Origin of the sequence: Falsibacillus albus (assembly GCF_003668575.1) — a bacterium.
In the GTDB taxonomy this organism is placed as follows: domain Bacteria; phylum Bacillota; class Bacilli; order Bacillales; family DSM-25281; genus Falsibacillus; species Falsibacillus albus.
The window spans coordinates 75,133-98,926 of sequence record NZ_RCVZ01000015.1 but is presented as its reverse complement, the minus strand read 5'-3'; the positions used below and the strand labels follow the sequence as shown (position 1 = coordinate 98,926).

Sequence of the window (23,794 nt, the reverse complement as noted above, 5' to 3'; positions counted from 1 at the left end):
TTCACATATTGGATAAGGGTGAAGCAAAATTCACATCACCCCAACATTTGACGTTGAACCTTTTTTATTTATATAGACAAACGGGTATCTGCACCGATTATCAAAAAGATTGTTGCTGTTAACAGTAATAATTTGATGTAGATTTATGGGGAAGGTGCGAGACCCCGTTGCGAAACGAGGAGGTATAAGGCGGTTGTTCGATTAAGTTTGCTACGTCCTTTGTTCGTTCAATGAAAGTTATCCAGCTCTTTTCTGCCTATCTACGCTTTTTTAAAGTTGGAACTTTGCCTAAACAATCCTACTTTATTCGCTAAAGCAACAAAGCGTGAGAAAAGAGCCTTACGAAAAAAGACATGGAGTGCATCCAAAGAAAAGAGTGGTGAATATAGTATTGCTTGAAAACAATAATGGATCCAGATAGGTGACTGTACTATTTAAGATTCAACTCCCTGTACTTGAAAAGCTCTTTACTCCTCGATTCCAAAATAAATATGAAAGCACCATCGTAATTAGTGAAACAACTGGTGTCAGCAGAGCCAAAACGGAGTAATACTGATTTTCGAAGAAATAGGCAGCTGGATAAAATGCTGTAAATCCATATGGGATGATCCATGTAATAATCAACGTAATTGCTTTTGGATAGATATTGACGGGGTAACGGGCAAAATCGCTGAACTGAAACATTGACACAACGAGCGGCAAACTATCAATCATCCAAAATGAAAATGTAATAAAAAATAAATTAATAGCGACAAAGATTATCCCGCTTGAGAGGATGAATAGAAGCAGCATAAAAACCGAGCTAACTCCCCATTGAATGTGAAGGTGGCTGGCAGCAGTGTGCAATATGAAAATTCCGATCAGGAGCTGCCCAAATCCATCTTGCTGGACCCTTTCTGAAATGATTTGAAATAATGGATTCACAGGGCGGAGAAGCAATCGATCAAACGTCCCTGAACGGATGTATTGCCAGCCCACTGTCCAAAGGTTATCGAAAAAGATATGATGAACAGCTCTCCCCAGGAATGCGACCGCATAGATAAATAATATTTGATAAAAGGTCCAGCCTTTCAATGCCTCGATGTGATCGAATACGATCTTGAGAAAGAAAATGGCTGTAAGTTGTTGAACAAGGACCGAAAGCATACCGATGAAGAAGTCCCCTTTATACTCCAACATCACTTTTAAATGGCTGGTGAAATACTTTGTGTAGAGAAAACTGTACCGTTTAATTTTTTGCCACATAGTCATCCTCCGAATATTGTTACTTTTTTAATGGCCTGAGACCATATGATCCTTACAGAAATAAAGGTGATGATTAACCATACACATTGGGTGAGCACGGAAAGATATGCTTCCTTTCCCGCCGGGATTTGGCCAGTGTAGATGGCGACTGGTACATAAATCATGGACTGGAAAGGAAGGTACTGACTGATGGCTTGAAACCAATCAGGAAATAAGGTCAAGGGTACCAGTGCACCTGAGAAAAACTTGGCAACAGCCTCCCTTAATACTCTCAGACCCCAAATATTTACCGTCCAAAAGGCAAAAACACCAATAATTAAATCGACTTGCGCCCCAATACATATTCCAATCATGAAACTAATGATAAAAAGCAAAAAGCCACCTGGTGTTGCTGGCAGCTGAACATCTGCGAAAAAAAAGCCTAGAAGAAACACGGGGATGGAAGCTCGCACAAATCCGCTCACTTTTGAACCTAAATCCATGAATTGCAATTTTGTCAAATAATCATAAGGTTTTAAGAGTTCAAGTGCTATGTCGCCATTTTTGATATTATGAGCGAGCATCGTTCCAGCACCTGTGATATAGCTTTCCATGATCATCGCCAGGACGACGTATGTAATCATCGATTCAAATGATATGTCAGAAAGGTCATGCTTGTGTTGAAAGACGGCCGCCCAGAAAAAATACATGATGAAGAGCCTCAGGATGGAAGAAAACATATCCGCCCAGTACCAGGCTATATAGGCAGTGTCCACTTTAATCTGTGAGATTAATAGCTCCCAGTATTTTCGCATGAAGCCATCCCCCGTTCATAAATTTCCTGGACGACAGCATCGATTCCCGGCTCCTTGACAGTGAAGTCCTTTACTGTGTATACAGCCATCACTTCTTTCATGATTTCTCCTGCTGTTATCCTCGAGCTGTTGAATGATAGAAGCAGGTGTGCAGGATCATTTTTTTCTTCGGCCAGGACAATCCCTTTTAACTTTGCTGGGAGGGTAAAACGACTGCCGTCTTCAATTTCCATTTGTACAATCCGATTATATTTGGTGCTGGTCTTAAGCTCGAGAAGGCTTCCATCATAGATGAGCGAGCCGTTATCTATTATAAGGATGCGATTGCACAATTCTTCTATGTCCTGCATGTCATGAGTGGTAAGGATGATGGTTGTCTGCTGTTCCCGGTTCATCTTTTTTATAAATTCGCGGATTTTTATTTTAACCGAGGCATCAAGTCCGATTGTCGGTTCATCTAAATATACAACAGATGGGTTGTGTAGAAAGGCTGCTGCCAGCTCACACCTCATTTTTTGTCCGAGTGAAAGCTGCCGGACAGGAACAGAAAGAAGAGGTTCTAAATCTAGTACTTCTTTGAAATGATCCACATTCTTCTCAAAAATATCATCCCTGATTTCATAAATGTGCTTCAGAAGCTCGAAAGATTCCTGAACCGGAATATCCCAAAAGAGCTGAGAACGTTGTCCGAAAACTGCACCTATCTCTTTGGCGTTTTTTGTTCGTTCTTTATACGGAAGGATTCCATTCACCCTGACTTCTCCGCTGTCAGGTGTCAGGATGCCGCTGATCATTTTTATCGTAGTCGATTTACCAGCGCCGTTTGAACCGATATAGCCGACGATCTCACCTTTAGAAATAGAAAAGCTGATGCCTTTGACAGCTTCCTTGGTTACATATTTTCTCTTGAATAATGCTTTCACTGCACCCTTAAGACCGCTGTCACGCTCGAAAATCCTGTAATCCTTCCGAATTTTGTCCACTTCAATCACGTATGTCTACCTCCTAATTCCATAAAAACAATTTCTAGATCGTTACAAATAATAGATTCACTTCATATATCTGGTAATCAATAATTTTATTATAACGAAACTTTTGGTAAAGAGGTGTCCCTTTTTTTACTCCTACCCCATATAGAGGGTGAAGGGAGGTGAGGACGTTGGCTCAGTCATTATTAAAAGATACCAAAATGAAGCTGTTTTTTGATGGAGGACTGGACGAGGATGGGAAGCCGGTCTTAGAAAGCAAAACTTATAGCAACATCCGAATGGCTTCAACACCGGACCAGCTTGATCAAGCAGCGCAAGCATTGAGGGCTCTTTGTTCAAAAAACCTTGTCGTGGTTGAACGAGACGACCGCTATAACATTCAACCGTAAGCTAAGAAATGAAAAAAATTCTTAAGGAGGTGATAAGATGGCAAAGGCGCTGGAACTTCAATTCCTCACAAGTGATGGAAAAACGGCGAAACTTTCGATCGATGATCCGATTGAACCCATCGATACAGTCCAAGTCAAACAATCCATGGATCAAATCATCGCGGCAGACGTTTTCTTTACAAGCACAGATGCTTCGTACTCTGCTGTAAAAGGAGCAAGGGTTGTTGAGCGAAATGTAACGGATTATACAATCGTTTAATATGCAGGGGGCTTGTTCACTTGGACAGGCCCTTTTTTATAATCTGCAGTAATCTAAAGGGGATTGTTTTATCATCTGATTTTGATTGGAGTGGAAAGAGAGCATCTTTCCGCAAAAATCAGCTTTACTCGGCCTTCAATTTAAAGCAGCGAGTGTATTGAAAATCGATAATGATCATGAAAGGAGGGAAAGAAATGGATCAATGGATTCCTTTTATCAATGAAGTTGGATTTCCGATTGTCGTAACACTGTATCTTCTTTATCGAATAGAATCCAAATTGGATGCAGTCGTTCAGTCAATCTTGAGTTTACCTGATCAACTGAAAGGAATTTAACAATCAGGGAGGCATGCAGAAATTTCTGAATGCCTCCTTCATTAAGTTTATTTGAAGTGAATTGGTGGTATTTAAGTAGGTGGGACTGGAGATAAACAAGATATTTTTTATACCTTTGTTTAAGGGGGTGCTATAATGATGTTAGACAAAGAGCAAAGAATACGAAAACAACCCATTGATTTTATTAGCGAAAAAGGGGCATCAACATTGAAAAAGTCAGAATATGTGAAAGAGCTTGAAGAGAAAGTAAAGTATTATGAAGCAGTACTTCAGGAGATTTCTGCACCCATTATCCCATCAATCGTTCCGAATACCATCCTAGTCCCGTTAACAGGGAGGCTTGATGAAAACCGATTAATAAACATTCGTGAGAAGATTTTGAAGTCTGTTTATGAAACGGATATTGATGCAGCGATCATTGATTTTACAGGTATCGGTTCAAATGAGGTAGAAGAGCTTGGCTATGGGAGGCTTGCACAAGAGGTCGCTGATCTTTCTGCATCATTGAAATTGATGGGCGTCGAGCCGATGTATGTAGGTTTTTCGCCAAAAATTATTAAGGATATTGTCCATTCCGGGATTGATTTTCCGTTTAAAGCCCATTCAACATTTAGGACAGCCCTGCAATACTTGATGGATGGAAAAAAACTGCACTTCGAAAAGGTCACAGCAGGCAAATGAAAAAGACCCAGCAGCATTTGAGGGATGGAGGCTGCTGGGTCTTTTTCATTGATATCCCTATCAGCTAGTTATCGAATACTTTGATTATGAAACGGAATATTCCACGGACCATCAACCATAACACCTCTAATAAACCATCGAAGAATATATCAATAATTCCATCCTTAACTAAAGAACGAATCCAACTCTTCTTTTTTCTGTGTTCAACCTTCAAAAAGTGTCATCTCCTATAAAAAATGCCCGAAAAATGTATATTTTTAGTATACTAGTACCGATATACAATTTCTAGAAAAGGAGTCTCCAATTGAAAAAAAGATCTCCAATTTATGTTGGCATCCATATGGATACAACCATGGAAAATTTATGGGAATATACTCAATCCCCTGACCTTCATACAGAATGGGATATGAGATTCAGTGATATTCATACATGGACAAAGTTAATGATGTCCAACGTTTTCTATACAAGACCAATATAGGGTTTGGTCTCTCTATAACCGGTAATGGGGAGACAGTTGGCGAAATAGAGAAGGATGGAATAAGAGTTTCCTCATTAAGATTTTGGACGGACAATCCTTTATCGCTAATTAAGGAGGGAAGGGGGTATTGGAAGTATTCAGAAACTCCAAAGGGAATCTTTTTTGAGACCCAATATGATTATGTAACGAATTTTGGACGGATCGGAGATATCTTTGATCGATTGATATTTCGGCCATTGATGGGTTGGGTGACTGCTTGGAGCTTTGATGCACTAAGGATTTGGCTGGAAAGAAAAGTTCATCCGAAACAGATTCTGCAAACCTATCTTGTCTACTGGCTCGTTTGTTTAGCTTTTTCCTTCGTCTGGATTTATCAAGGACTCATACCAAAACTTATATATACCCATCCGCAAGAAATAAATTGGTTGTCTTCATTGATCGGCGACCATAATTTTAATCAATCATTGGTGCATCTGATCGGCATGCTGGAAGTGATTTTTGGATTATGCTGGCTTTTACCATTTAAAAAGGATAAACTTTTTCTTTTCCATATCTTAATAATAGTATTGCTGACTGTGTCTGCTGGTATGGCATCGCCGTCCTCTTTTGTCCACCCATTTAATCCCGTTGTTTTAAATGGCCTACTTATTATTTGTACCATAATCGGACTGGTTTCATCGAGCGTGCATCCTTCAGTAGAAAATTGCAAACGCCAAAAGGAACAATTTAGAAAGGGAGTTTAGGTTTGACATCGATTTATGAGGAAATTTTAGGAGATAACTATCAACGCCTGCATCCAAGACTGCAGGAGAGATACCGTTTAACTGGGACGAAAAGATTCACTGCAGCTGGTGTGATGAAAGAAATCACCGGCGGTCATTTTTTAATACGCCAACTATTTAGATTTGGCATCAAGCTAAAGATGCTCTTTCCAGAACGTGGCCGCAACATCCCTTTCCGGATTGAAAACAGCGTGATTCGGAATGTTTCAGACAAGGAAGCAGTTGTCTGGAACAGAGAATTTATCTTTGGGAACAAGAGAAGGCATTTCGATGCAGTAATGGAAATGGGAGAGCGAGATGAAGAAATTGTGGATTATTTTGGGGAACCGAGTTTTTTTGTTTCTACATTATCGGTGGAAGTCACTGAAAATGGTTCCATCCATTTTCAGTCCCAAAAACAATATATCAGGATATTGGGGCGGGATCTGCCCATTCTTCGTTGGTTCTATGGATGTGCTACCATTCTAGAATCCTACAACGATAGCTTGAAGTGTTTTGAAATTGAAGTTCACATTACAAATCCGATATTTGGGACACTTTTATCCTATAATGGAATGTTCCGTCCATCGGAAGGGGAGCGATCTTCTTGATGAACCTTATTGTAGGGATCAGTATTTTTCTCTGCCTACTTGCCTTTAGATTGAAAGATTTGCTGGTTCTGGAAATTCTGCTGGGCGCTTCAATTTTCGTCTTTGTGCCGCTTGTACTAATGCTGCTTAATGAAAAAAGCAGTATATACAATCTCTTTCTTCGTGTTCTGTATCTTCCTTCTGCAATAGGCGCTGCATTGGTGCTAGCATTCGGGCAGACATATTGGGTTCTGATCTGGACGTTCTTTACTGCTTTCATATGCATTTGTGGATTAGGGAACCTTTTGAAAAGGGGAACAAGATATTTGGAAGAAGCCTCTATCGATATAGGATTCATCTACCTGGCATTGGGAGGATTCTGGCTGCTTGCTTATGAAGCCAAATGGCGCGTAATGGGGTTTGATTCACTTACCATCCTTTTGACAGCCATCCATTTTCATTATTCGGCATTCGTCCTTCCTATTTCTGCTGGCTTGCTGGGAAGGAAACAAATGGTAAAGGGAAGATTATTTTTATTTTCAGTGACGATGATCTGTGCTGGTCCGATGCTGATTGCCGCAGGGATCACATACTCACGGATCATAGAGTTCATGTCCGTCGCCCTGTATGCATTCGCTCTTTATGTCTACAGCATGCTGATGATGAAAACCGCATTTAGATCTAAAATTGCCAAATTCCTCTTATCCCTTTCCTCGATCTCCCTGATGGCAACCATTTCCTTTTCAATGATATATGCATTTGGAAGAGTAAGTGATATGGTTTATTTGGATATTAATCAAATGATATGGATCCATGGGGCGGTAAACGCATGCGGAGTGGTCTTGCCAGCACTGGCTGGATGGCTCATTGAAAGACCTGAAGCATCTTTTCGCTTCCGTGACATTCCTATGAGCAGGATCAAGGGAAGAGGGCAAATTGGTGAGGGTTATCTGTTTCGATATTCCCTTGTTGATGATCGGCAAGGGTTGGGGTTGATTGATTCATTGCACGATTATCAATCCCCTTGGTTCGATGCAGAAGCTGTTTCATCAGCTATCAGGCAATTCTATGAAAACACTGGATCATACGAATTATCTGCAAGGGTTAGGTGGAAGAGCTGGTTTAAACCATTGGCGTTTTTTTACCGCCTTCTCAGCACATTTGTCCAACAGTTGAATCTCCCATTATCCGAATCAAGAACAAGGATGGGAGGCAAAATCTACGGTATTTCGGAGAGAAAAGATGGAAGGGAATCACCAAGGGCTTGGGTCAGAAAAAATCAACATGGTGAAACCATTTTTGTGGCCATATATTCAAAGCATATGCATAATGGTGAAACCTATATGAATATTGCACTGCCGCTTCCATTTTCAAACATGACCGGAATTCTGTTGCCCAGAAACCAGGAGAATGGACTGTTCCTGAGCAGCCGTTCCAGAAACGGTGCGTACGGTGACGAAGGCATTTATTTAGCATTGCCTTTCATCAAAATAAAACTGCCCCTTGAGGAGTCATTTCATATATTAAATAAATCCAAATCTGAGTTGGTGGCCATTCATCGAATGTGGATATTCGGAGTGGAATTTTTAGAAATTGACTATGATATCAAAAAAAGAGATTAGCAGCTTGGAGGTAGACCATGAAGTCATACATATTTTTGGCGCTCGCCATTGCATCAGAGTTATTCGGTACATCAATGCTAAAGGCATCAGAAGGTTTTTCAAAGCCGTTCCCTGCAATCGGGGTGATCATTGGTTTTGGTTCCGCATTTTTTTTCCTCTCAATGTCTTTGAAAGTCATTCCGCTCAGTGTCGCCTATGCAATATGGTCCGGGGTAGGGACTGCTGCAACCGTCGTCATCGGTGTCCTGGTATGGAAGGAAAAAATCAGTCCGGCCAGTCTTGCAGGAATTGCATTGATCATTGCTGGAGTCATACTATTGAATCTAAAATCACCTGGACATAAATAATGTTTTTTTAATTTTCTTTTTTTCAGGTTTTTCCAGTGATTCGCTCATTTTCTCAGGAAAATGAGAGTTTGATATAATAGAGAAACGTTGATATTCGATGAATGAGGTGAAAGAAATGAAGTTTATCCATACAGCTGATTGGCATCTTGGAAAGCTGGTACATGGTGTATATATGACAAGTGAACAGAGATACGTCCTGGAGCAATTCGTCCGTCTTGTAGAAGAGGAAAAACCAGATGCGGTGATCATTGCAGGTGATTTATATGACAGGTCTGTCCCGCCTACGGATGCGGTTGATTTACTGGATGAGATATTATTCAAGATCAATGTGGAATTAGAGACCCCGATCATCGCCGTCTCAGGCAATCATGATAGTGCGGAAAGATTATCATTTGGTTCCTCTTGGTACCGCCATAATCAATTTTATTTAAAAGGAAAATTGTCCAAGGATTTCAGCCCTGTCCATTTGAACGGCGCGGATTTTTATCTTGTCCCATATGCAGAACCCGGACTTGTCAGACAGGTTCTTGAGGATGATACGATCCATAGCCACCAAGATGCAATGAAAGCGATCATAGGGAAAATAGAAGAGAATCTTGACCCACACAAACCGAATATATTTGTAGGACATGCCTTTGTATTGGGAGGAAAAGAAACAGACTCCGAAAGAACATTGTCGGTGGGGGGATCGGGATGTGTCACATCTGATTTATTCGCACCCTTTTCCTACACAGCCATGGGCCATTTACATAGTCCGGATGCATTGAAGCACGAATCCATCCGATATTCAGGTTCACTATTAAAATATTCTTTTTCTGAATCGAAGCAAAGAAAAAGCGTTTCTTTAATAGAGGTATCTGAAAATGGTGAAATCAATATCGAGGAAAGGGTCCTTAAACCGGAACGGGATATGCGCGAGTTGGAGGGGCATTTAGAAGAGTTGCTCGATCCATCAGTTTATGAAGCGCAGAAATCAGATGACTACTTGAAAATCACTCTCCGTGATGAAGGTGCATTGATTGATCCAATTAACAAATTAAGACAGGTATATCCAAATATCTTGCACTTGGAGCGCAAGATAGATGTGCTCGATATGAAGGAAAAGCAATTCTTCCAATCTGTGAAGAGTGAGAAAAAATCTGAGCTGGAGCTATTCGAAAGCTTCTACCATGAAATGACATCGCTTGAATTTAATGAAGATAAAAGGCTGATACTTGCTGATATTATTACAAAGGCTCAGAAAGAGGAGGCAGCGAAATGAGACCGATGAAATTGACCATGCAGGCTTTCGGTCCATATGCAGGTGCTGAAACCATTGACTTTACAGAATTGGGAAATCGTAAAATGTTTGTGATTTCAGGAAAAACAGGTGCGGGGAAAACGACCATTTTCGATGGCATCAGCTTTTCCATCTATGGAAGGGCGAGTGGAGAGGATCGAAGCGGAGCGGACTTAAGAAGCCAATTTGCAGAGGATTCAATGCTGACCGAAACTTCTTTATTATTTTCTCTTCGCAACGAGACTTATTTCATCAAACGGTCCCCTCAACAGGAAAAGAAAAAAGAACGTGGTGAGGGTTTTACCACTGTCGGAGCAAAAGCGGAGCTGTATATCATTGATGGGGATGGGAATCAAAAGCTTTTAGGTGCAAACGTAAGGGAAGTTGATGAGAAAATAAAGGAGATCATTCAACTCGATTTCAATCAGTTCAGGCAGATCCTTATGATCCCTCAAGGTGAATTCCGGAAGCTCTTGGTCTCAGACAGCAAAGATAAAGAACTCATCCTGCAGCGCCTTTTCCATACCGAATTTTATAAAAAGATTGAAGATAAATTAAAAGAAGAAGCGGGTGAATTAAAAAAAATTGTTGAAAGACAGGTCATTGAGCGGACCAATAAGCTCCGTCAAATCCATGTTGAAGGAAATGAAGACCTCAAGTCTGCAATCGCATTGGAAACGCCGAATGACCAGATGATCCTTACCATTCTTTTCGATGTGATAGAAGCCATGGAACAGAAAATGGCCGAACTGCATGAGCAGGTGGATGTTCAGCAAAAAGAGCGGGATGCTTGGCAAAAAAAACTGATTGAGGCAGAATCCGTCCTGCGACAGTTCCGATCAAAGAAAGAACTAGAGGATAGGAAGCAGGAATTGGATTCGCACAAAGAAATATTTGAAGAGAAGAAAAAGGCGATAACTAAAGCATATAAAGCAGCATTGCTTCATCAGCAAGAGGAGCTATGCCACCGTCTTCGCAGAGAATGGGACGATGCGAAAGAGAACCTTCAAATGATTATTAAGAAAAAAGAGGGGCTTTCAACTCATTTAAAACAAGCAGAGAAGGTTTTCGAAGAAGAAATCAACAAAGATGAGGTCAGAAAAAAAACAGCTGAAGAAATCAACTTGTTAGCCAATATAAAAAATGATGTTTTTGCGTTTGAATCCTTAAATAAACAAACCGCTCAACTGCAATTGAAGCAGCAGGAAATGGCAAAGCAAATGTACAAAAACAACGATATTCTTGAGAAGAATGAAGCATTCAAAAAGGAATTGCAGGAAAAGAAGAAGCACCTTGAAAAAGCGAAGTATGAAAAGCTGGAGCTTGAAAGAAGCGAAGAAAAAATCAAAATGCAGCTCCTCCAGCTTGATAAATTATCGGTCCTGTTCGAGAAAGATTCGCAAGCAAAGGAGCAGTTAAATAAGCAGAATAAACTGCTCGAGCAAGTAAAGGAAAGACTGATGGATGCAAAGAGCGGCTATGAAGCGATTGATCAGAAATGGCGTACAGGACAGGCTGGGATTCTGGCGCATCAACTCGTACAAGGGGAAGCCTGTCCCGTATGCGGTTCCGAGCAACATCCATTGCCTGCGATAATGAATCAAGAATTGCCTTCGGAACAAGATTTGAAATCGGCAAAGGAAGCAGTCTCTAAACTGGAGGAAGAAAGGGCTCAAATAGAGACCACTTTATACGAAGCTAAGTCGAGGGCTGAGATGATTCAGCTGCAGGTGCTCGAGCTTGAAAACGAAATCAAAGAATCCATTCCCAATTTTCAGGCAGAGTTCTTGGACGCCCATCGAAACGGAATAGCTTCCAATTACGAAGACCTGAAACAAAAAATCCACTACCTACAGGATGTTCTTTCTCATGAAGAAGAATTGGAAAAAATGGTATCCTCCAACGATGCTGAGCGCCTTGAAGTGGAAGGTTCCCAAAAAGAATTGGAAAGAGAGTCCAACCAAATTAATGAGCGATTCATCGAAAAAAGGACCGAGCTTCATAGGATGAAAAGTTCGATACCGGAAGAGCTGCGGTCAACATCCCAATACGAGGATAGATGGACAAAAGTGAATGATCGGCTGAAAAAAATGGAAAAGGCACTTGAGGACGCAAGATCTTCCTTCCAACAATTGAAAGAGCAATATTCAGGGATGCATTCCCGACATGAACAGATGTTGGGATTGGTGAACAAGGCAGATGAAAATCTGAAAGCTGAAAGAGAAAGCTTTAAAACAATGATGGAAAATCAAGGATTTGCTTCTTATCAGGAATACAGCGAATCGAAAATGTCGGAAAAGGGCATTCAATCTTTGGAGGAAGAAGTGAAAAACTTTGGAGAGGAACTGCGATCCGTAACGGATCGGTTCCATGAACTGTCACAGTCTTTAAAAGAGGTAGATCCTCCAGATATGGAAAAACTTCAGTTAAAGATGAAGGAAATCACTTCTATTCTTCAGGAAAAACTGGATGCCCATACAAACATAGTCATTCGAATTCGTGACAATAAAGCGATATTGAAAGATGTCCAGCAAATAAACGAAAGTATTAAGGATGCGGAACAGCGCTATCAATTGATCGGTCATTTGTCTGATATGGCGAGGGGGCAAAATACGTATCGAATTACGTTTGAAAGGTTTGTACTTGCCTCATTCTTAGACGAAATCCTGAGGATCGCCAATGAAAGGCTGTCCAAGATGACAAGCGGACGATATCAGTTGTTAAGGAAAACGGACCGTTCCAAAGGGAATGTGCAAAGCGGACTTGAGCTCCTCATTTTTGATCAGTATACTGGCCAGGAGCGACACGTCAAAACGCTTTCTGGAGGAGAAAGTTTCAAGGCTTCCCTTTCGCTTGCATTAGGATTGGCGGAAGTCGTACAGCAGCACGCCGGCGGAGTTTCATTGGAAACCATGTTCATAGACGAAGGCTTTGGAACCTTAGATCCGGAATCCCTTGACAACGCCATCGAGGCATTGATGGATATCCAGAGCAGTGGACGCCTCGTCGGTGTCATATCACACGTCCCAGAGCTCAAGGAACGTATAGATGCCCGACTGGAAGTCATCAGCAGCCAGAACGGAAGCCGGACTGAATTCGTTTTTCTTTAGAAGCAACAGGCACCATCCATATATTGGGAGTTGCCTTTCCTCATGCGCTTATAGTCATCTCCAAAGGTGAAAAAGTTTTTAGATTTTGTTAAGATTACATAAAACTGAGTGTTGTATTGTCGAATGTACCTTTATTTCATCTTTTTTAGAGTGAAGGAATTTTTTAGCGATATTAGCAGCATCGCCATTCCTAAATATGCATTAAATGAGGAAGATATAAAACTCCAAAAGTGTAGGTGATTGATCTTGAACATTATTGTGTTTGGGGCAAGCGGCGGGACTGGTGAACATGTTGTCCAGCAAACGTTGGAGGAAGGCCATTCAGTGACCGCATTCGTTCGAAATCCAGAAAAATTAACGATTTCCTATGAGCAGCTAAAAATCATCAAGGGAGATGCTTTGAAATTTGATGACGCGGCCAAAGCCATCGAAGGGCATGATGTGGTCATCTCGTGCCTCGGTGCACATGGATTGGGGAAAACAACTGAACTTAGCCAAATGACTTCAAATATCATTGAAGGCATGAAACAGCATAATGTGAATCGTATTCTGTATATGGCCTCTGCAGGGATTTACAAAGAAATTCCAGGCATAACGGGCTGGCTCGCCCAGAAAATTTTAAAAAATGTACTGGAAGACCATCGCCGAGCGGTAGATCAGCTTGCACAATCGGACTTTGAATGGACGGCAGCACGCCCGATGGGGTTGACCAAAAAAGAACTGACGGCTCATTATAGAACTAAAGCGGAAGGCATACCGGAAGGCGGAAGAAATATTTCCAGAGCTGATGTCGCACACTTTTTCACAAGAGAGCTCCAAAACCGCCAATTTATTAGACAATCCGTCGGTCTTGCCTATTAGATTCATCAACGAACCGCCAGCGACTGGCGGTTTTTTTGTTTGCCTCTGTTAAAGCTTGGTGTTGATATTAGTCCATTTCCAGCCTTTGATTGGAGTGCAAGACGAAAACTCCGGCGATATTAGCGGGACAGTTCAAAAAGCGGCGGGGCTTTGCCTAGGGGCGACAAGCATAAGGCGAATCTGACGGAAAGGCGTCATTTGCTTTTTGACAGAATCGACTTATGACCTCGAGCCCCTAAGCCACAGAGCTAGACAGGTGAGACCACGCAGCGCATCGAGGAGGCTCGCCGCCCGCCTCGCGGTAAGCGAAGACTTGCACGGAAATCAACAGCGGTGTTAACAAAGCCCATAGTATTGGGTTGGATTGCAGTCATCTACTGTATATCCACAATGAATCTAACAAATACTGAAAAAAACATTCTTGAGAGGAACCTCATTTATGCTTATTTACTCATCTGAAAATGAACAGGTTCGTGAAGTTGATCAGATGGCACTTCCAGCATTAGAAGGAAATATCGTTTGGATTCATTTCAATCCCGATAAGAAACATGATTTCCATACTTTACTGCATGAATTGAAAATCCATCCACTTGCCAAAAAAGGATTGGAGGAGTTTAGTGAGATTCCAAAAGTGGATGTGTTCAAGCATGAAGCGGTGGTGTCGCTTTTTGCCATAAAAGAGGATTATACCGAAGCTAAATTGTCGATTTTGGTTGGGGAAAATTATGTGATTACAAAGGAAGAGCAAAGCATCGAGTTGCTTGAGCAGCTGAAAAGTGATTTCCTTGTCCACCCAGAGTATATGTCCCATACCGGGCAAATTCTGTTCCAAATATTCACAAAGGTGACAATGGGGGATTTGAAAATGATCGATCGGATAGCGGACCAAATTCAAGAAATAGAGCGCAATGTGTTCGATCGGCCTTTTGATAATCGAATAGCCAGGAAAGTATATCGCTGGAAAACCCGGCTGCACAGATTGAGAAACGGTATTGAGGCGCAAGGGAATGTAATGGAAACGATGAGCAGGTCTGATTTTCCTTTCATAAATGAGGAAGCTGGATTTTATTTTCAGACACTGAATAATAATTACACCCGTGTTGTAAATGCATTGGACTCCTTCAAAGAAAATTTAAACAGTATTTTCAATTTGCAAATGACATTAAAGGCAGATCATTCAAATGCAATCATGAAGACTCTTACGCTGTTCAGCGTCATTTTCATCCCCATGACTTTCATTGCAGGATTGAATGGCATGAATTTCACCATTATGCCTGAGCTGAAATGGAAGTATGGCTATTTATTCGCCTTGATCCTCATGTTCAGTGTAGGAATGGCCATCGCTTTGTACTTCAAATCAAAAGGGTGGTGGGGAGAGCAAGAAAACACAAAAATGAAGGATCCTCGATGAGTTCATGTCACGTTTTGTTGAAAACTGGGAGCGTTTCCATTCGATATATTCGAGCGAAACCTAAATAATCCATCGGTTTGAAGAATAGGATAGAGCGAGAGACTGAAAGGGGGACTTCAAATGGTATTAGTCTTCAGTATCGTTGCTTTGTTTCTTATTTTTTTTATGAAGTTTTGGATGGATAAGAAGAAGGGTATGGAAAAGAATGGAGAGCAGGAAGATGTCTATTCCGAAAATAAGTCTACATCCCCGAAGGAATTCCAGTGCTGAAATAAATAAAAGTTAATCTGGCAGAGAGGGAGGAGTTTTTTGAGCAATGATGAATTTATATATGTATTTCACGGTGATTCCTGTCATATTTATTCTTTCTCTTATTTGGACGGTTTACCGCTTCAATAGCTTTCACTCGATGAAAAAACCATTGTTGGAAGGTTCTTTGATCAGTGCGGCATTGTTCATCCTTTCTTCTGTATGGTGGTGGTTTTCACAGACGGATCGTATGAGCCAATGGCTGGGGATATTGTATTATCTTGTGGCATTCATCATTTTAAGCTCTATCAAGGCATTGATTCTATCATTAATGATCACGTGGAAATATAGCAAAGAAAATGAACTTAGTGCAAATAATCAGTTGCTGAATGAAGAATAAATAAATAGTTGGTGATTTCCATGAATACTATCGGGATAGATGCAGGCGGATCTTTGATTAAAATTGCATATATAGAAAATGCCCATCTTCATACAAAGATGTTTGCAAATGATGAACTCGGCTCTCTTCAAAGCTGGTTGGCCATACTGGGAGGCAGTTCCCGTTTTATCCTTACCGGAGGAAAGGCCCAGAAGTTAAAGTCCGTATTAGGGAAAGGGGAAGTGATCCAGGAATTTGAAGCAACTGCTTTAGGGACGGATCATTTATTAATGAAAACTCAAAAGAAACCAGCAGGCTATATTCTCGTAATGATCGGGACAGGAACGTCAATACAGCTGGTGACAGAACATAAGCAGCTACGTTTGCTAGGAAGCGGCATCGGTGGCGGGACGATAGTCGGATTAGGAAATCTGCTGACCGGAAGCTCTGATTACCATCAACTGATCCAAATGGCGGATGATGGGGATCGAAGCCGTTTGGATTTGTTGGTCAAGGATATTTTTGAATCTGAGGATACCCCGATACCGGGAGAATTGACAGCTTCTAATTTTGGTAAGCCTGGCGGTATATTTGGTGTTCGAAAAGAAGATCAAATCGCAGCAGTAATGAATATGGTCGCTGAAACGATTGTCCTGCTTGCCACTCAAGCCGCTCAAACACATCAACTGAAGGACATTGTTTTTGTCGGCAGTACTTTGAACGGCAATAATTTTTTAAAAGAGAGACTGACGATGTTCCAAGACATGCTTGACTACAAGGCACATTTTATTGATAGAGGCTCCTTTGCAGGGGCTATCGGTGCCATGTTGTGGAAACGTCGTCAAGATTAACATTACATAAGGAACGATTGTGGCGCATCTCTAACATAAAAGGTAAAATGATTGAGAGGTGAGGACAATGGAAAAAACCTATATCATTGCATCCATGATTTTCGGTTGGGTGATCACAATGGCGTTGGGAGCATTTACATTTGCGGCTTTCTACCTTCACTATATCGCAATCAGTGCAGGTTTCATCATTATTTTTCTTTTGTCGATATTTTTGAACGTCAATGTATTGAACAAATGGCGATGCAGGTAGTTGGACTAGTACATAAAAAAGGGGCCTGACCCAGGCTGCATGATGGCAGAGGGCAGGCCCCTATATGGTTATTTATTTGTAATTATTGTAAACATAAGGATCCTTTGGTTTCGGGACGATCTTCCATTTATCCACTTTTATCATCGGAATGGTCTTTTTATAAGGCTGATAAAATTCAGATGTCATTTTCCCCTCCACTTCCATCCATTCATCATTTCTGACAGTCATCGCATCAGGAAATTGGACGAGCATGCCAAACACCCCTGAATCAGCAACGCAGTGGATGATGCCGAAGCGGAACAAAAATAATTGATCGTTTTGCAGACCTTTATCATTGAAGGCAAAACCCTTGAATTGTAACGTTTTTCCCATGAAATCGCCCGGATGCTTATAGATGATCTCCATCGCTTCCAAATAATTTGCGTCAGTCAGAACAACGGGATCCTGTTTAATATATTTTTTCAACGCTTTGTCCATGCGGGCATAATAGCCATCAGATCCGTAATATGCGCTTGTGTCAGGTTCCAGAAATTGATGCTGGGCATAAGGGTCCCCGTCGTTGTATACATCGAAATGATAGCCCTTTGCCTTGACGATATTAGAATCCAGTGTGGCAACCGGAAGGAAAAGAGATGTTATCACTGGAAATATCAAGATAGGATAGGCGATCCAAGACTTCCACCCTTTTCGATCATGGGAATGATCGTGGCCGCATCCGCAGCCGGCATCATGGCTGCAAGATCCTTCTTCATCCTTTTCTTTACCTTCCTTTGCGTAAAAGTAAAGCTGCATAATGGTCAAAAAGAATAAGAGAAATATGGTGCAGAACGATATATATGAATATTTCATATTAATATATTTGGAAATATCGCCTGTTGCATGAAGCTGCATGAAGACAAACGAAAAGCCCAAAAGAACAATGAATCTCAGCAATTTATTTTCCTCCTTTCACTCAATGAACAATTAAAATCGTCAATAAAAATACGAGTACACTGACATACGTAAATAAATAAAAAACAAATTTTTTCTTGAAAACGCCCAAAAGCATCAGCGTATTTTTCACATCGAACATAGGTCCGAATACAAGGAAGGCGACAAGGGCTGTTTCCGAAAAAGTGCTTCTGAATGAAGAAGCGATAAATGCATCTGCTTCAGAGCAAAGGGACAGTAAATAAGTCAAGGCCATCATGACGATGGAGGAAGAGTATTCACCGTGGCCCAACGAAGTCAGGGTGGATGTCTTCACAAACGTCTGCATTGCAGCGGCAACAAAGGCACCGAGTACAAGGAATTTTCCAACCGCGAAAAATTCATCGATCGTATGCTGCAGAGTCCCTTTTATTTTACCCCAAATTCCATCATTGTGGTGATGATGATGGTCATGTAATTCTTCTTTCAATTGTGAATCCTTGAACTGGAAGGATAGGATCGCACCGACTAAAATGGCGACAAGAAAAGAGATCCCGCCGCGGTACAAGACCATGCTCCAGCTATTTCCGAATGCGACATATGTCGAGAACAGGACAATCGGATTGATGACTGGTCCAGTAAGCATAAAGCCTATCGCTGCATGGAGGGGAACGCCCTTGGCAATCAATCGTCTTGTCACTGGCACAATCCCACATTCGCATCCTGGGAACAAAGCACCAAGAGTAACGGCTAATAATACAGATAAAAATTTATTTTTAGGGATGATTTTCGCCACCATTTCCTCACTGACAAACATCTGCAGAACACTGGAAATGATAACCCCAATCAGTACGAATGGGAGAGCTTCTATTAATATGCTGATGAAAATGGTATTCATTTGTAAAAAAGATTGGCTGAACATTGGAATCCTCCATAAATTTCATGTCAAGTAAAACGCTTCTCATTGTATCATATTTTTTAAAACATACGATTAAAAATAGATGAGAAATGCGTGACAGCTTGTTCTTGGTAAACTAACCTTATATATTGAATGTATCAATTATTTCATGGTTAAATCATACATAGGCAAACTTTTTTATAAAGGTATCTGCCGTCATGGAAAGGAAGAGATAAGCATGTCTACAATTACACGACAGCAGAATATGAGGCAGGTATGGTGGCAGCTGACGCGTCCGCACACCTTGACGGCATCATTTGTACCTGTTTTGATCGGGACGATTTTGGCATTATTCTACCACACAATCCACGCAGGGCTTTTTCTGGCGATGCTTGCAGCTTGTCTGCTCATCCAGATTGCGACGAATTTATTCAATGAATATTATGATTTCAAAAGGGGGCTGGACACAGAAGCGTCTGTTGGCATTGGCGGAGCAATCGTGAAAGGCGTCCTGAAGCCAAAAACCATCTTGAATACGGCATTATTGATGTATGGTTTTTCTATACTATTGGGTGTATATATTTGCATGAACAGCAGCTGGTGGCTAGCACTGATCGGACTTCTTGGGATGGCCGTGGGCTATCTTTATACAGGCGGTCCGCTTCCGATTGCTTATACGCCTTTCGGTGAGATCCTCGCCGGTCTATTCATGGGCAGCATGTTCATTCTCATTTCTTTCTTCATTCAAACAGGCGTAGTGAACAGGGAGAGTGTATTGATTTCGGTTCCAGTTGCGATACTTGTTGGAGCCATCAATATGTCAAACAACATCCGCGACCTTGAAGGTGACAGGGATTTTGGAAGAAAGACGCTGGCGATACTCATAGGTCCTAAAGGGGCAATCATGATTCTTGCGGTAATGTTCCTTGCCGCTTATCTATGGGTCACCGGTTTGATCATATCCGGTATAGTAAGTCCATGGCTATTTCTCGTATTATTATCGATAAAAAAGCCAATCGATGCCGTGAGCGGTTTCATCGGCAAAACTTCACCAAAAGAAATGATGGGAGCCATGAAGGCAACGGCCCAGACCAATACTTTTTTTGGACTTTTAATTTGCGCTGGCTTGGCCATCAGTTACTTTTTGTAAAGATCATTGACAAAAAAGGTTGACAATTTCCAACATAATGAATATATTTTATTTTAAATTAAACTTTATATGTTGAAACGTTGAAGAGGATCAGTAGGATGAGGGGTCTTTTCCAGAGAGGAAACCGATTGGTGAGAGGTTTCCAACAGACTGCATCTGAACCTGCCTCGGAGTTCGGTATCGAAACAAGATACATGCGGAGCCTGCTTCGTTATAAAAAAGAGTGTACAGCATTGCTGTAAACAAGGGTGGTACCACCAAGCCTCGGTCCCTTTTTGGACTGGGGCTTTTTTGCATATAATCAAAAGAATAGAGGGTGTAAATGATGGGTAAACAAAAGAAGTTTGTTGAAGAAATCACGGCCATGGATGTTGACTTTGCCCAATGGTATACAGATGTCGTGAAAAAAGCGGATTTAGTCGATTATGGTTCCGTCAGGGGTTCTATGATCATAAGGCCATATGGTTATGCAATTTGGGAAAATATCCGTGATGTACTGGATGGAAAAATAAAAGAGACTGGCCACGAAAATGTATACATGCCGCTCTTCATTCCAGAAAGCCTGCTGCAAAAGGAAAAGGATCATATTGAAGGGTTTGCTCCTGAAGTCGCATGGGTCACACATGGCGGGGAAGAACAGCTTCATGAACGACTTTGTGTGAGGCCCACGTCGGAAATATTGTTCTGCGAGCACTATGCGAACATCATACATTCATACCGTGATCTCCCGAAGCTCTATAACCAGTGGAGCAACGTTGTCCGTTGGGAGAAAACGACACGGCCTTTTCTGCGATCGCTCGAATTTCTTTGGCAGGAAGGGCATACGTGCCATGCCGATGAACAGGATGCAATGGAAGAAACACTGAAAATGCTCGATGTATATGCAACAGTCTGTGAGGAATTTCTAGCAGTCCCTGTCTTAAAGGGACAGAAGACGGAAAAAGAAAAATTCGCAGGAGCTGTTTCGACCTATACCATCGAAAGCTTGATGCATGACGGCAAAGCATTGCAGTCCGGAACCTCCCACTACTTAGGTACAGGGTTTGCGCAATCATTCGGAATTCAATATTCAGATCAAAATGGTGATCTGCAGCATGTGCATCAAACTTCTTGGGGGATTACGACGAGATTGATCGGGGCGATGATCATGGTCCATGGTGATGACAGAGGGCTGGTCGTACCACCAAGAATCGCTCCTACACAAGTGATGATCGTTCCAATCGCCCAGCATAAGGAAGGGGTATTGGATCGGGCTTATGAACTTAAAGAGCAATTGTCGGGATTAGCTAGGGTTGATATCGATGCAAGCGATAAAATGCCGGGCTGGAAATTCAATGAATATGAAATGAAGGGCATCCCGGTCCGCCTGGAAATAGGGCCAAAGGATATAGAAAAAGGGAACGCTGTCTTGGCTCGACGTGACACAGGCGAGAAAGAGATCGTTTCAATCAATGAGCTGGCTGAAAGAATTCCAAAATTATTAGTGGAAATTCAAAACAATTTATTCATCAAAGCTAAGGAACACTGCGAAAGTAAAACATCCGTTGCCAAAAACATGGAAGAATTGAAGCAGGCATTAACCGATAATCCTGGATTCGTCAAAGGAATGTGGTGCGGAAGCATGGCATGTGAAGAGTTCATTAAAGAAGTAACAAGCGCAACTTCGCGCTGCATTCCTTTCCAACAAGATCATGTCGCTGATACATGCATGTGCTGCGGGGAAAAAGCTGAAAAACTCGTTTTCTGGGCTAAGGCCTACTGATGAAGAGGAGTGGGTGACCTTAAACTTCTTGGTGTCATTTAATCAATGACACCCGGATAAATCCGGATTTTCCGAGAACACTATGGGTAAAAGAGATAAAGGGAGAATTGCAATGAAAAGTGCGTTTCTTAAACTCGGGTTACTCATATGCCTTGCAGCTTCATCCGTTTCATTTTCATTGATGGCTAATGTCAATATGCCTGTCGTCCATGCACAAAAACCCATACCTCCATATGCCAAATGGGGAAGGCTGGCTGTACAAAAGACAAAGGAAAAATATCCGAAAGCCAATGTGATCGATTACTTGCATATCGGAAGGGAAAAGAAAAAAAATACTGACGTTGAAAAATTCAAGCTCTGGTTAAAAGAAGGTCAAAAAGAATACGGGGTATTTGTCTTTATTGAATTTAATCCCAAAACAGATCGAGTGAAAAACATTACTTTTATCAAAACCAGTCGTTAACTCATGACGGCTGGTTTTTCATTTTTGTATGGAACTGGACGATACATACTCTAGAGGGATTGCAGACCGTCCCAATCAAAACGGTATAAAGCCTGAAAAAAGGTATTTCGGGCAGCGCTGACGAATTCAATACCATTATAGAAATTTGACATTGGATCTGGAGGATGAGACATGCATAAAGGATTGCATCATGTAGTGATTTTTTCTAAAGACCCGGATGCATCAGCAGAATGGTATCGTAAAGCGGGGTTTGAATATATAAGGGGATATGATCGAATGCATTGGTTCCAGCTGGGGGATGGCGAAATCATGATTCATCCTTCTGATGAAGTCAGTCCTGGAAAGACCGCGATTCATGTGGCAGTGGAAAATGTCGATGTTCTTTTCCATCGTGTGATGCATGAGGGACTTGATCCTGTTGATCATCAAGAAGGTGGGAATAAGATTGCCAAGCCTGTCGTCAGGGAATGGGGCGACAAGGAATTTGAATTGGTAGATCCGGATGGACACAAGTGGGCATTCACGGAAATATAAAGGTTAAAGATGACTGGATGTGTGCGCCATCATAATAATTGGTAAATTGCAGGGTGTAAATAAAGGTTTTTTATTCAAAAAGTCGAATAGGTCCCTAAAGGAAGGGGGAGTTCATAATGTGTAAATCATTCTGCAATAAAAAGATATCGAGGTGTTCATCAAAATAAAGACAAGGTGGAGATTATCTGAATGATTTCAACGATTAACCTGAAGTGCCGGAAAGACAATCATGATTTAAATGCCCGTGAAGAACGAATCTTTGAGGTATTTTTATTGAATCTTGCAGCTCAGGCAAATGCCTGTGCCACAAAGCAAAATATGATGCTCAATCCTTTGGAAAAAGACAGGGATGTTCTTTTTCATCATAAATTTTCTTTTCATCCGGCCATTTCTACAGAAGTTTACGAAGAATTGAAAAGCGGAATCGAAAATAGATTTTCAAGTGCATTTAAAATGTGCGAATTGGAACAAATAGAAATGGATTTTAGATTGAATATTTACTTTGAAGGTGTAGAAGAGCACCCATCATGATTAAGACGAAAAACCGTTTGGCCAGTTTGGCCAAACGGTTTTTTTGTATCAGCGAAAGTATTTCTTATGGATTAGGGTTTCAGCCTCCTTCACTGGAACTCTGATTCTTCAATAAATCCCGTATTTCTTTCAGAAGCTCTTCTTTTGGATCCGGTTTAGCCGCGGCAGGTTTCTCCTCTTCCTTTCTCCTGAACCGGTTATAAAAGTGCACGAAAAGGAAAATGGAAAAAGCGATGAGAAAGAAATCGAGTACGGTTTGTAGAAATAGCCCATATTTGATTTCGGCATGATAAAATTGATAGGATAGCTTTGAAAAATCGACGCCGCCCATCATGATGCCGACAATGGGCATAATAATGTCGTTCACTGCAGAGGATACAATTTTTCCGAATGCGCCTCCGATGATGATCCCTACTGCCAAGTCGATGACATTGCCTTTTACCGCAAATTTTTTGAATTCATTCCACAACATCCATTCACCTCCATCTATTTGTCTATAGCTTATCCAATCAATGAATTCCTAACTTGAATTAGGAGAAATGAAATGACTAATATAGATGTAGAGATGAAATGGAAGAACAAGAGTTCGGAATGGAATGGCTCCGATTGAGACGTTATGAAGCTGCTTATAAGTCATACATAATGTGCAAATATGAGGTTGGAGGTG

26 protein-coding genes, 1 pseudogene and 1 other annotated feature are annotated in these 23,794 nt (G+C 41.3%); of the genes and pseudogenes, 21 read left to right on the top strand and 6 right to left on the bottom strand.

What is annotated here, in order from left to right; all coding sequences use genetic code 11:
- Positions 1-441: 441 nt before the first annotated feature.
- The 3 genes from D9X91_RS18105 to D9X91_RS18095 are packed head-to-tail and all read right to left on the bottom strand — an operon-like array spanning position 442 to position 3,031.
- Entirely contained in the window at positions 442-1,245 is an 804-nt protein-coding gene (locus D9X91_RS18105; RefSeq protein WP_121682067.1) for an ABC transporter permease, read from the bottom strand.
- Between the two features lie 2 nt (positions 1,246-1,247).
- Complete coding sequence (locus tag D9X91_RS18100) at positions 1,248-2,039, bottom strand: ABC transporter permease (protein ID WP_121682066.1); 792 nt, start codon at positions 2,037-2,039, stop codon at positions 1,248-1,250.
- A complete protein-coding gene (locus D9X91_RS18095; RefSeq protein ID WP_121682065.1) occupies positions 2,015-3,031 on the bottom strand; it encodes an ABC transporter ATP-binding protein in 1,017 nt (338 codons plus the stop codon). The genes D9X91_RS18100 and D9X91_RS18095 overlap by 25 nt, the downstream gene beginning before the upstream one ends.
- A 167-nt stretch (positions 3,032-3,198) precedes the next feature.
- Here D9X91_RS18095 and D9X91_RS18090 point away from each other — a divergent pair, with 167 nt between their 5' ends.
- The 16 genes and pseudogenes from D9X91_RS18090 to D9X91_RS18020 all read left to right on the top strand — a co-directional run bounded on the left by D9X91_RS18090 (position 3,199) and on the right by D9X91_RS18020 (position 16,880).
- Positions 3,199-3,417 carry a DUF1659 domain-containing protein gene (locus tag D9X91_RS18090; protein WP_121682064.1) on the top strand — a complete coding sequence of 73 codons (219 nt, stop codon included), beginning with the start codon at positions 3,199-3,201 and terminating at the stop codon, positions 3,415-3,417.
- Between the two features lie 37 nt (positions 3,418-3,454).
- Entirely contained in the window at positions 3,455-3,676 is a 222-nt protein-coding gene (locus tag D9X91_RS18085) for a DUF2922 domain-containing protein (protein WP_121682063.1), read from the top strand.
- A gap of 194 nt (positions 3,677-3,870) precedes the next feature.
- Positions 3,871-4,011 (top strand): YvrJ family protein, encoded by a 141-nt coding sequence (locus tag D9X91_RS18080; RefSeq protein ID WP_121682062.1) that lies wholly within the window; start codon positions 3,871-3,873, stop codon positions 4,009-4,011.
- A gap of 135 nt (positions 4,012-4,146) precedes the next feature.
- A complete protein-coding gene (locus tag D9X91_RS18075) occupies positions 4,147-4,692 on the top strand; it encodes an STAS domain-containing protein (protein ID WP_121682061.1) in 546 nt (181 codons plus the stop codon).
- A 304-nt stretch (positions 4,693-4,996) separates the two neighbouring features.
- Positions 4,997-5,913: pseudogene (locus D9X91_RS18070) on the top strand (DoxX-like family protein).
- Between the two features lie 2 nt (positions 5,914-5,915).
- The gene (locus tag D9X91_RS18065) at positions 5,916-6,542 is read left to right on the top strand and encodes a DUF4166 domain-containing protein (RefSeq protein ID WP_121682060.1); all 627 of its coding nucleotides are present in this window, start codon (positions 5,916-5,918) and stop codon (positions 6,540-6,542) included.
- Positions 6,542-8,143, top strand: a complete 1,602-nt coding sequence (locus tag D9X91_RS18060) for a YndJ family protein (protein ID WP_233569843.1) — start codon at positions 6,542-6,544, stop codon at positions 8,141-8,143. Before D9X91_RS18065 ends, D9X91_RS18060 begins: the two co-directional genes overlap by 1 nt.
- 17 nt (positions 8,144-8,160) lie before the next feature.
- A complete protein-coding gene (locus D9X91_RS18055; RefSeq protein WP_121682058.1) occupies positions 8,161-8,490 on the top strand; it encodes a DMT family transporter in 330 nt (109 codons plus the stop codon).
- Positions 8,491-8,605: 115 nt separating this feature from the next.
- The gene (locus D9X91_RS18050) at positions 8,606-9,751 is read left to right on the top strand and encodes an exonuclease SbcCD subunit D (RefSeq protein WP_121682057.1); all 1,146 of its coding nucleotides are present in this window, start codon (positions 8,606-8,608) and stop codon (positions 9,749-9,751) included.
- A complete protein-coding gene (locus D9X91_RS18045; protein ID WP_121682056.1) occupies positions 9,748-12,879 on the top strand; it encodes an AAA family ATPase in 3,132 nt (1,043 codons plus the stop codon). Before D9X91_RS18050 ends, D9X91_RS18045 begins: the two co-directional genes overlap by 4 nt.
- A 246-nt stretch (positions 12,880-13,125) precedes the next feature.
- Positions 13,126-13,740 carry an NAD(P)-dependent oxidoreductase gene (locus tag D9X91_RS18040; RefSeq protein ID WP_121682055.1) on the top strand — a complete coding sequence of 205 codons (615 nt, stop codon included), beginning with the start codon at positions 13,126-13,128 and terminating at the stop codon, positions 13,738-13,740.
- A 439-nt stretch (positions 13,741-14,179) separates the two neighbouring features.
- Complete coding sequence (locus D9X91_RS18035) at positions 14,180-15,151, top strand: magnesium transporter CorA family protein (protein WP_121682054.1); 972 nt, start codon at positions 14,180-14,182, stop codon at positions 15,149-15,151.
- Positions 15,152-15,271: 120 nt separating this feature from the next.
- Positions 15,272-15,421, top strand: a complete 150-nt coding sequence (locus D9X91_RS22600; protein WP_158598365.1) for a hypothetical protein — start codon at positions 15,272-15,274, stop codon at positions 15,419-15,421.
- A 46-nt stretch (positions 15,422-15,467) separates the two neighbouring features.
- Positions 15,468-15,800: a hypothetical protein gene (locus D9X91_RS18030; protein WP_121682053.1), complete on the top strand. Its 333-nt coding sequence runs from the start codon at positions 15,468-15,470 to the stop codon at positions 15,798-15,800.
- 20 nt (positions 15,801-15,820) lie between these two features.
- Positions 15,821-16,630 (top strand): type II pantothenate kinase, encoded by an 810-nt coding sequence (coaW, locus tag D9X91_RS18025; protein WP_121682052.1) that lies wholly within the window; start codon positions 15,821-15,823, stop codon positions 16,628-16,630.
- A 67-nt stretch (positions 16,631-16,697) separates the two neighbouring features.
- On the top strand, positions 16,698-16,880 hold the full coding sequence (locus D9X91_RS18020; protein WP_121682051.1) for a hypothetical protein: 183 nt from the start codon (positions 16,698-16,700) through the stop codon (positions 16,878-16,880).
- Between the two features lie 72 nt (positions 16,881-16,952).
- Here the strand turns inward: D9X91_RS18020 and D9X91_RS18015 are convergent, their stop codons facing one another.
- Entirely contained in the window at positions 16,953-17,813 is an 861-nt protein-coding gene (locus tag D9X91_RS18015) for a TIGR03943 family putative permease subunit (protein ID WP_121682050.1), read from the bottom strand.
- 19 nt (positions 17,814-17,832) lie between these two features.
- A complete protein-coding gene (locus D9X91_RS18010) occupies positions 17,833-18,711 on the bottom strand; it encodes a permease (RefSeq protein WP_121682049.1) in 879 nt (292 codons plus the stop codon).
- Between the two features lie 214 nt (positions 18,712-18,925).
- On the opposite strand from D9X91_RS18010, the gene D9X91_RS18005 reads away from it, so the two are divergent.
- The 5 genes from D9X91_RS18005 to D9X91_RS17985 all read left to right on the top strand — a co-directional run bounded on the left by D9X91_RS18005 (position 18,926) and on the right by D9X91_RS17985 (position 23,127).
- A complete protein-coding gene (locus tag D9X91_RS18005) occupies positions 18,926-19,837 on the top strand; it encodes a 1,4-dihydroxy-2-naphthoate polyprenyltransferase (protein ID WP_121682048.1) in 912 nt (303 codons plus the stop codon).
- 71 nt (positions 19,838-19,908) lie between these two features.
- Positions 19,909-20,113: a binding site (T-box leader), on the top strand.
- Positions 20,114-20,162: 49 nt separating this feature from the next.
- Positions 20,163-21,599, top strand: a complete 1,437-nt coding sequence (gene proS, locus D9X91_RS18000; protein WP_121682047.1) for a proline--tRNA ligase — start codon at positions 20,163-20,165, stop codon at positions 21,597-21,599.
- Between the two features lie 181 nt (positions 21,600-21,780).
- The gene (locus tag D9X91_RS17995) at positions 21,781-22,062 is read left to right on the top strand and encodes a DUF3889 domain-containing protein (RefSeq protein ID WP_407644207.1); all 282 of its coding nucleotides are present in this window, start codon (positions 21,781-21,783) and stop codon (positions 22,060-22,062) included.
- Positions 22,063-22,233: 171 nt separating this feature from the next.
- Positions 22,234-22,596 carry a VOC family protein gene (locus D9X91_RS17990; protein WP_121682045.1) on the top strand — a complete coding sequence of 121 codons (363 nt, stop codon included), beginning with the start codon at positions 22,234-22,236 and terminating at the stop codon, positions 22,594-22,596.
- Positions 22,597-22,785: 189 nt separating this feature from the next.
- A complete protein-coding gene (locus D9X91_RS17985; RefSeq protein WP_121682044.1) occupies positions 22,786-23,127 on the top strand; it encodes a hypothetical protein in 342 nt (113 codons plus the stop codon).
- 79 nt (positions 23,128-23,206) lie between these two features.
- Here D9X91_RS17985 and mscL read toward each other — a convergent pair whose 3' ends face one another.
- Entirely contained in the window at positions 23,207-23,596 is a 390-nt protein-coding gene (gene mscL, locus D9X91_RS17980; protein ID WP_121682070.1) for a large conductance mechanosensitive channel protein MscL, read from the bottom strand.
- Positions 23,597-23,794 lie beyond the last annotated feature (198 nt).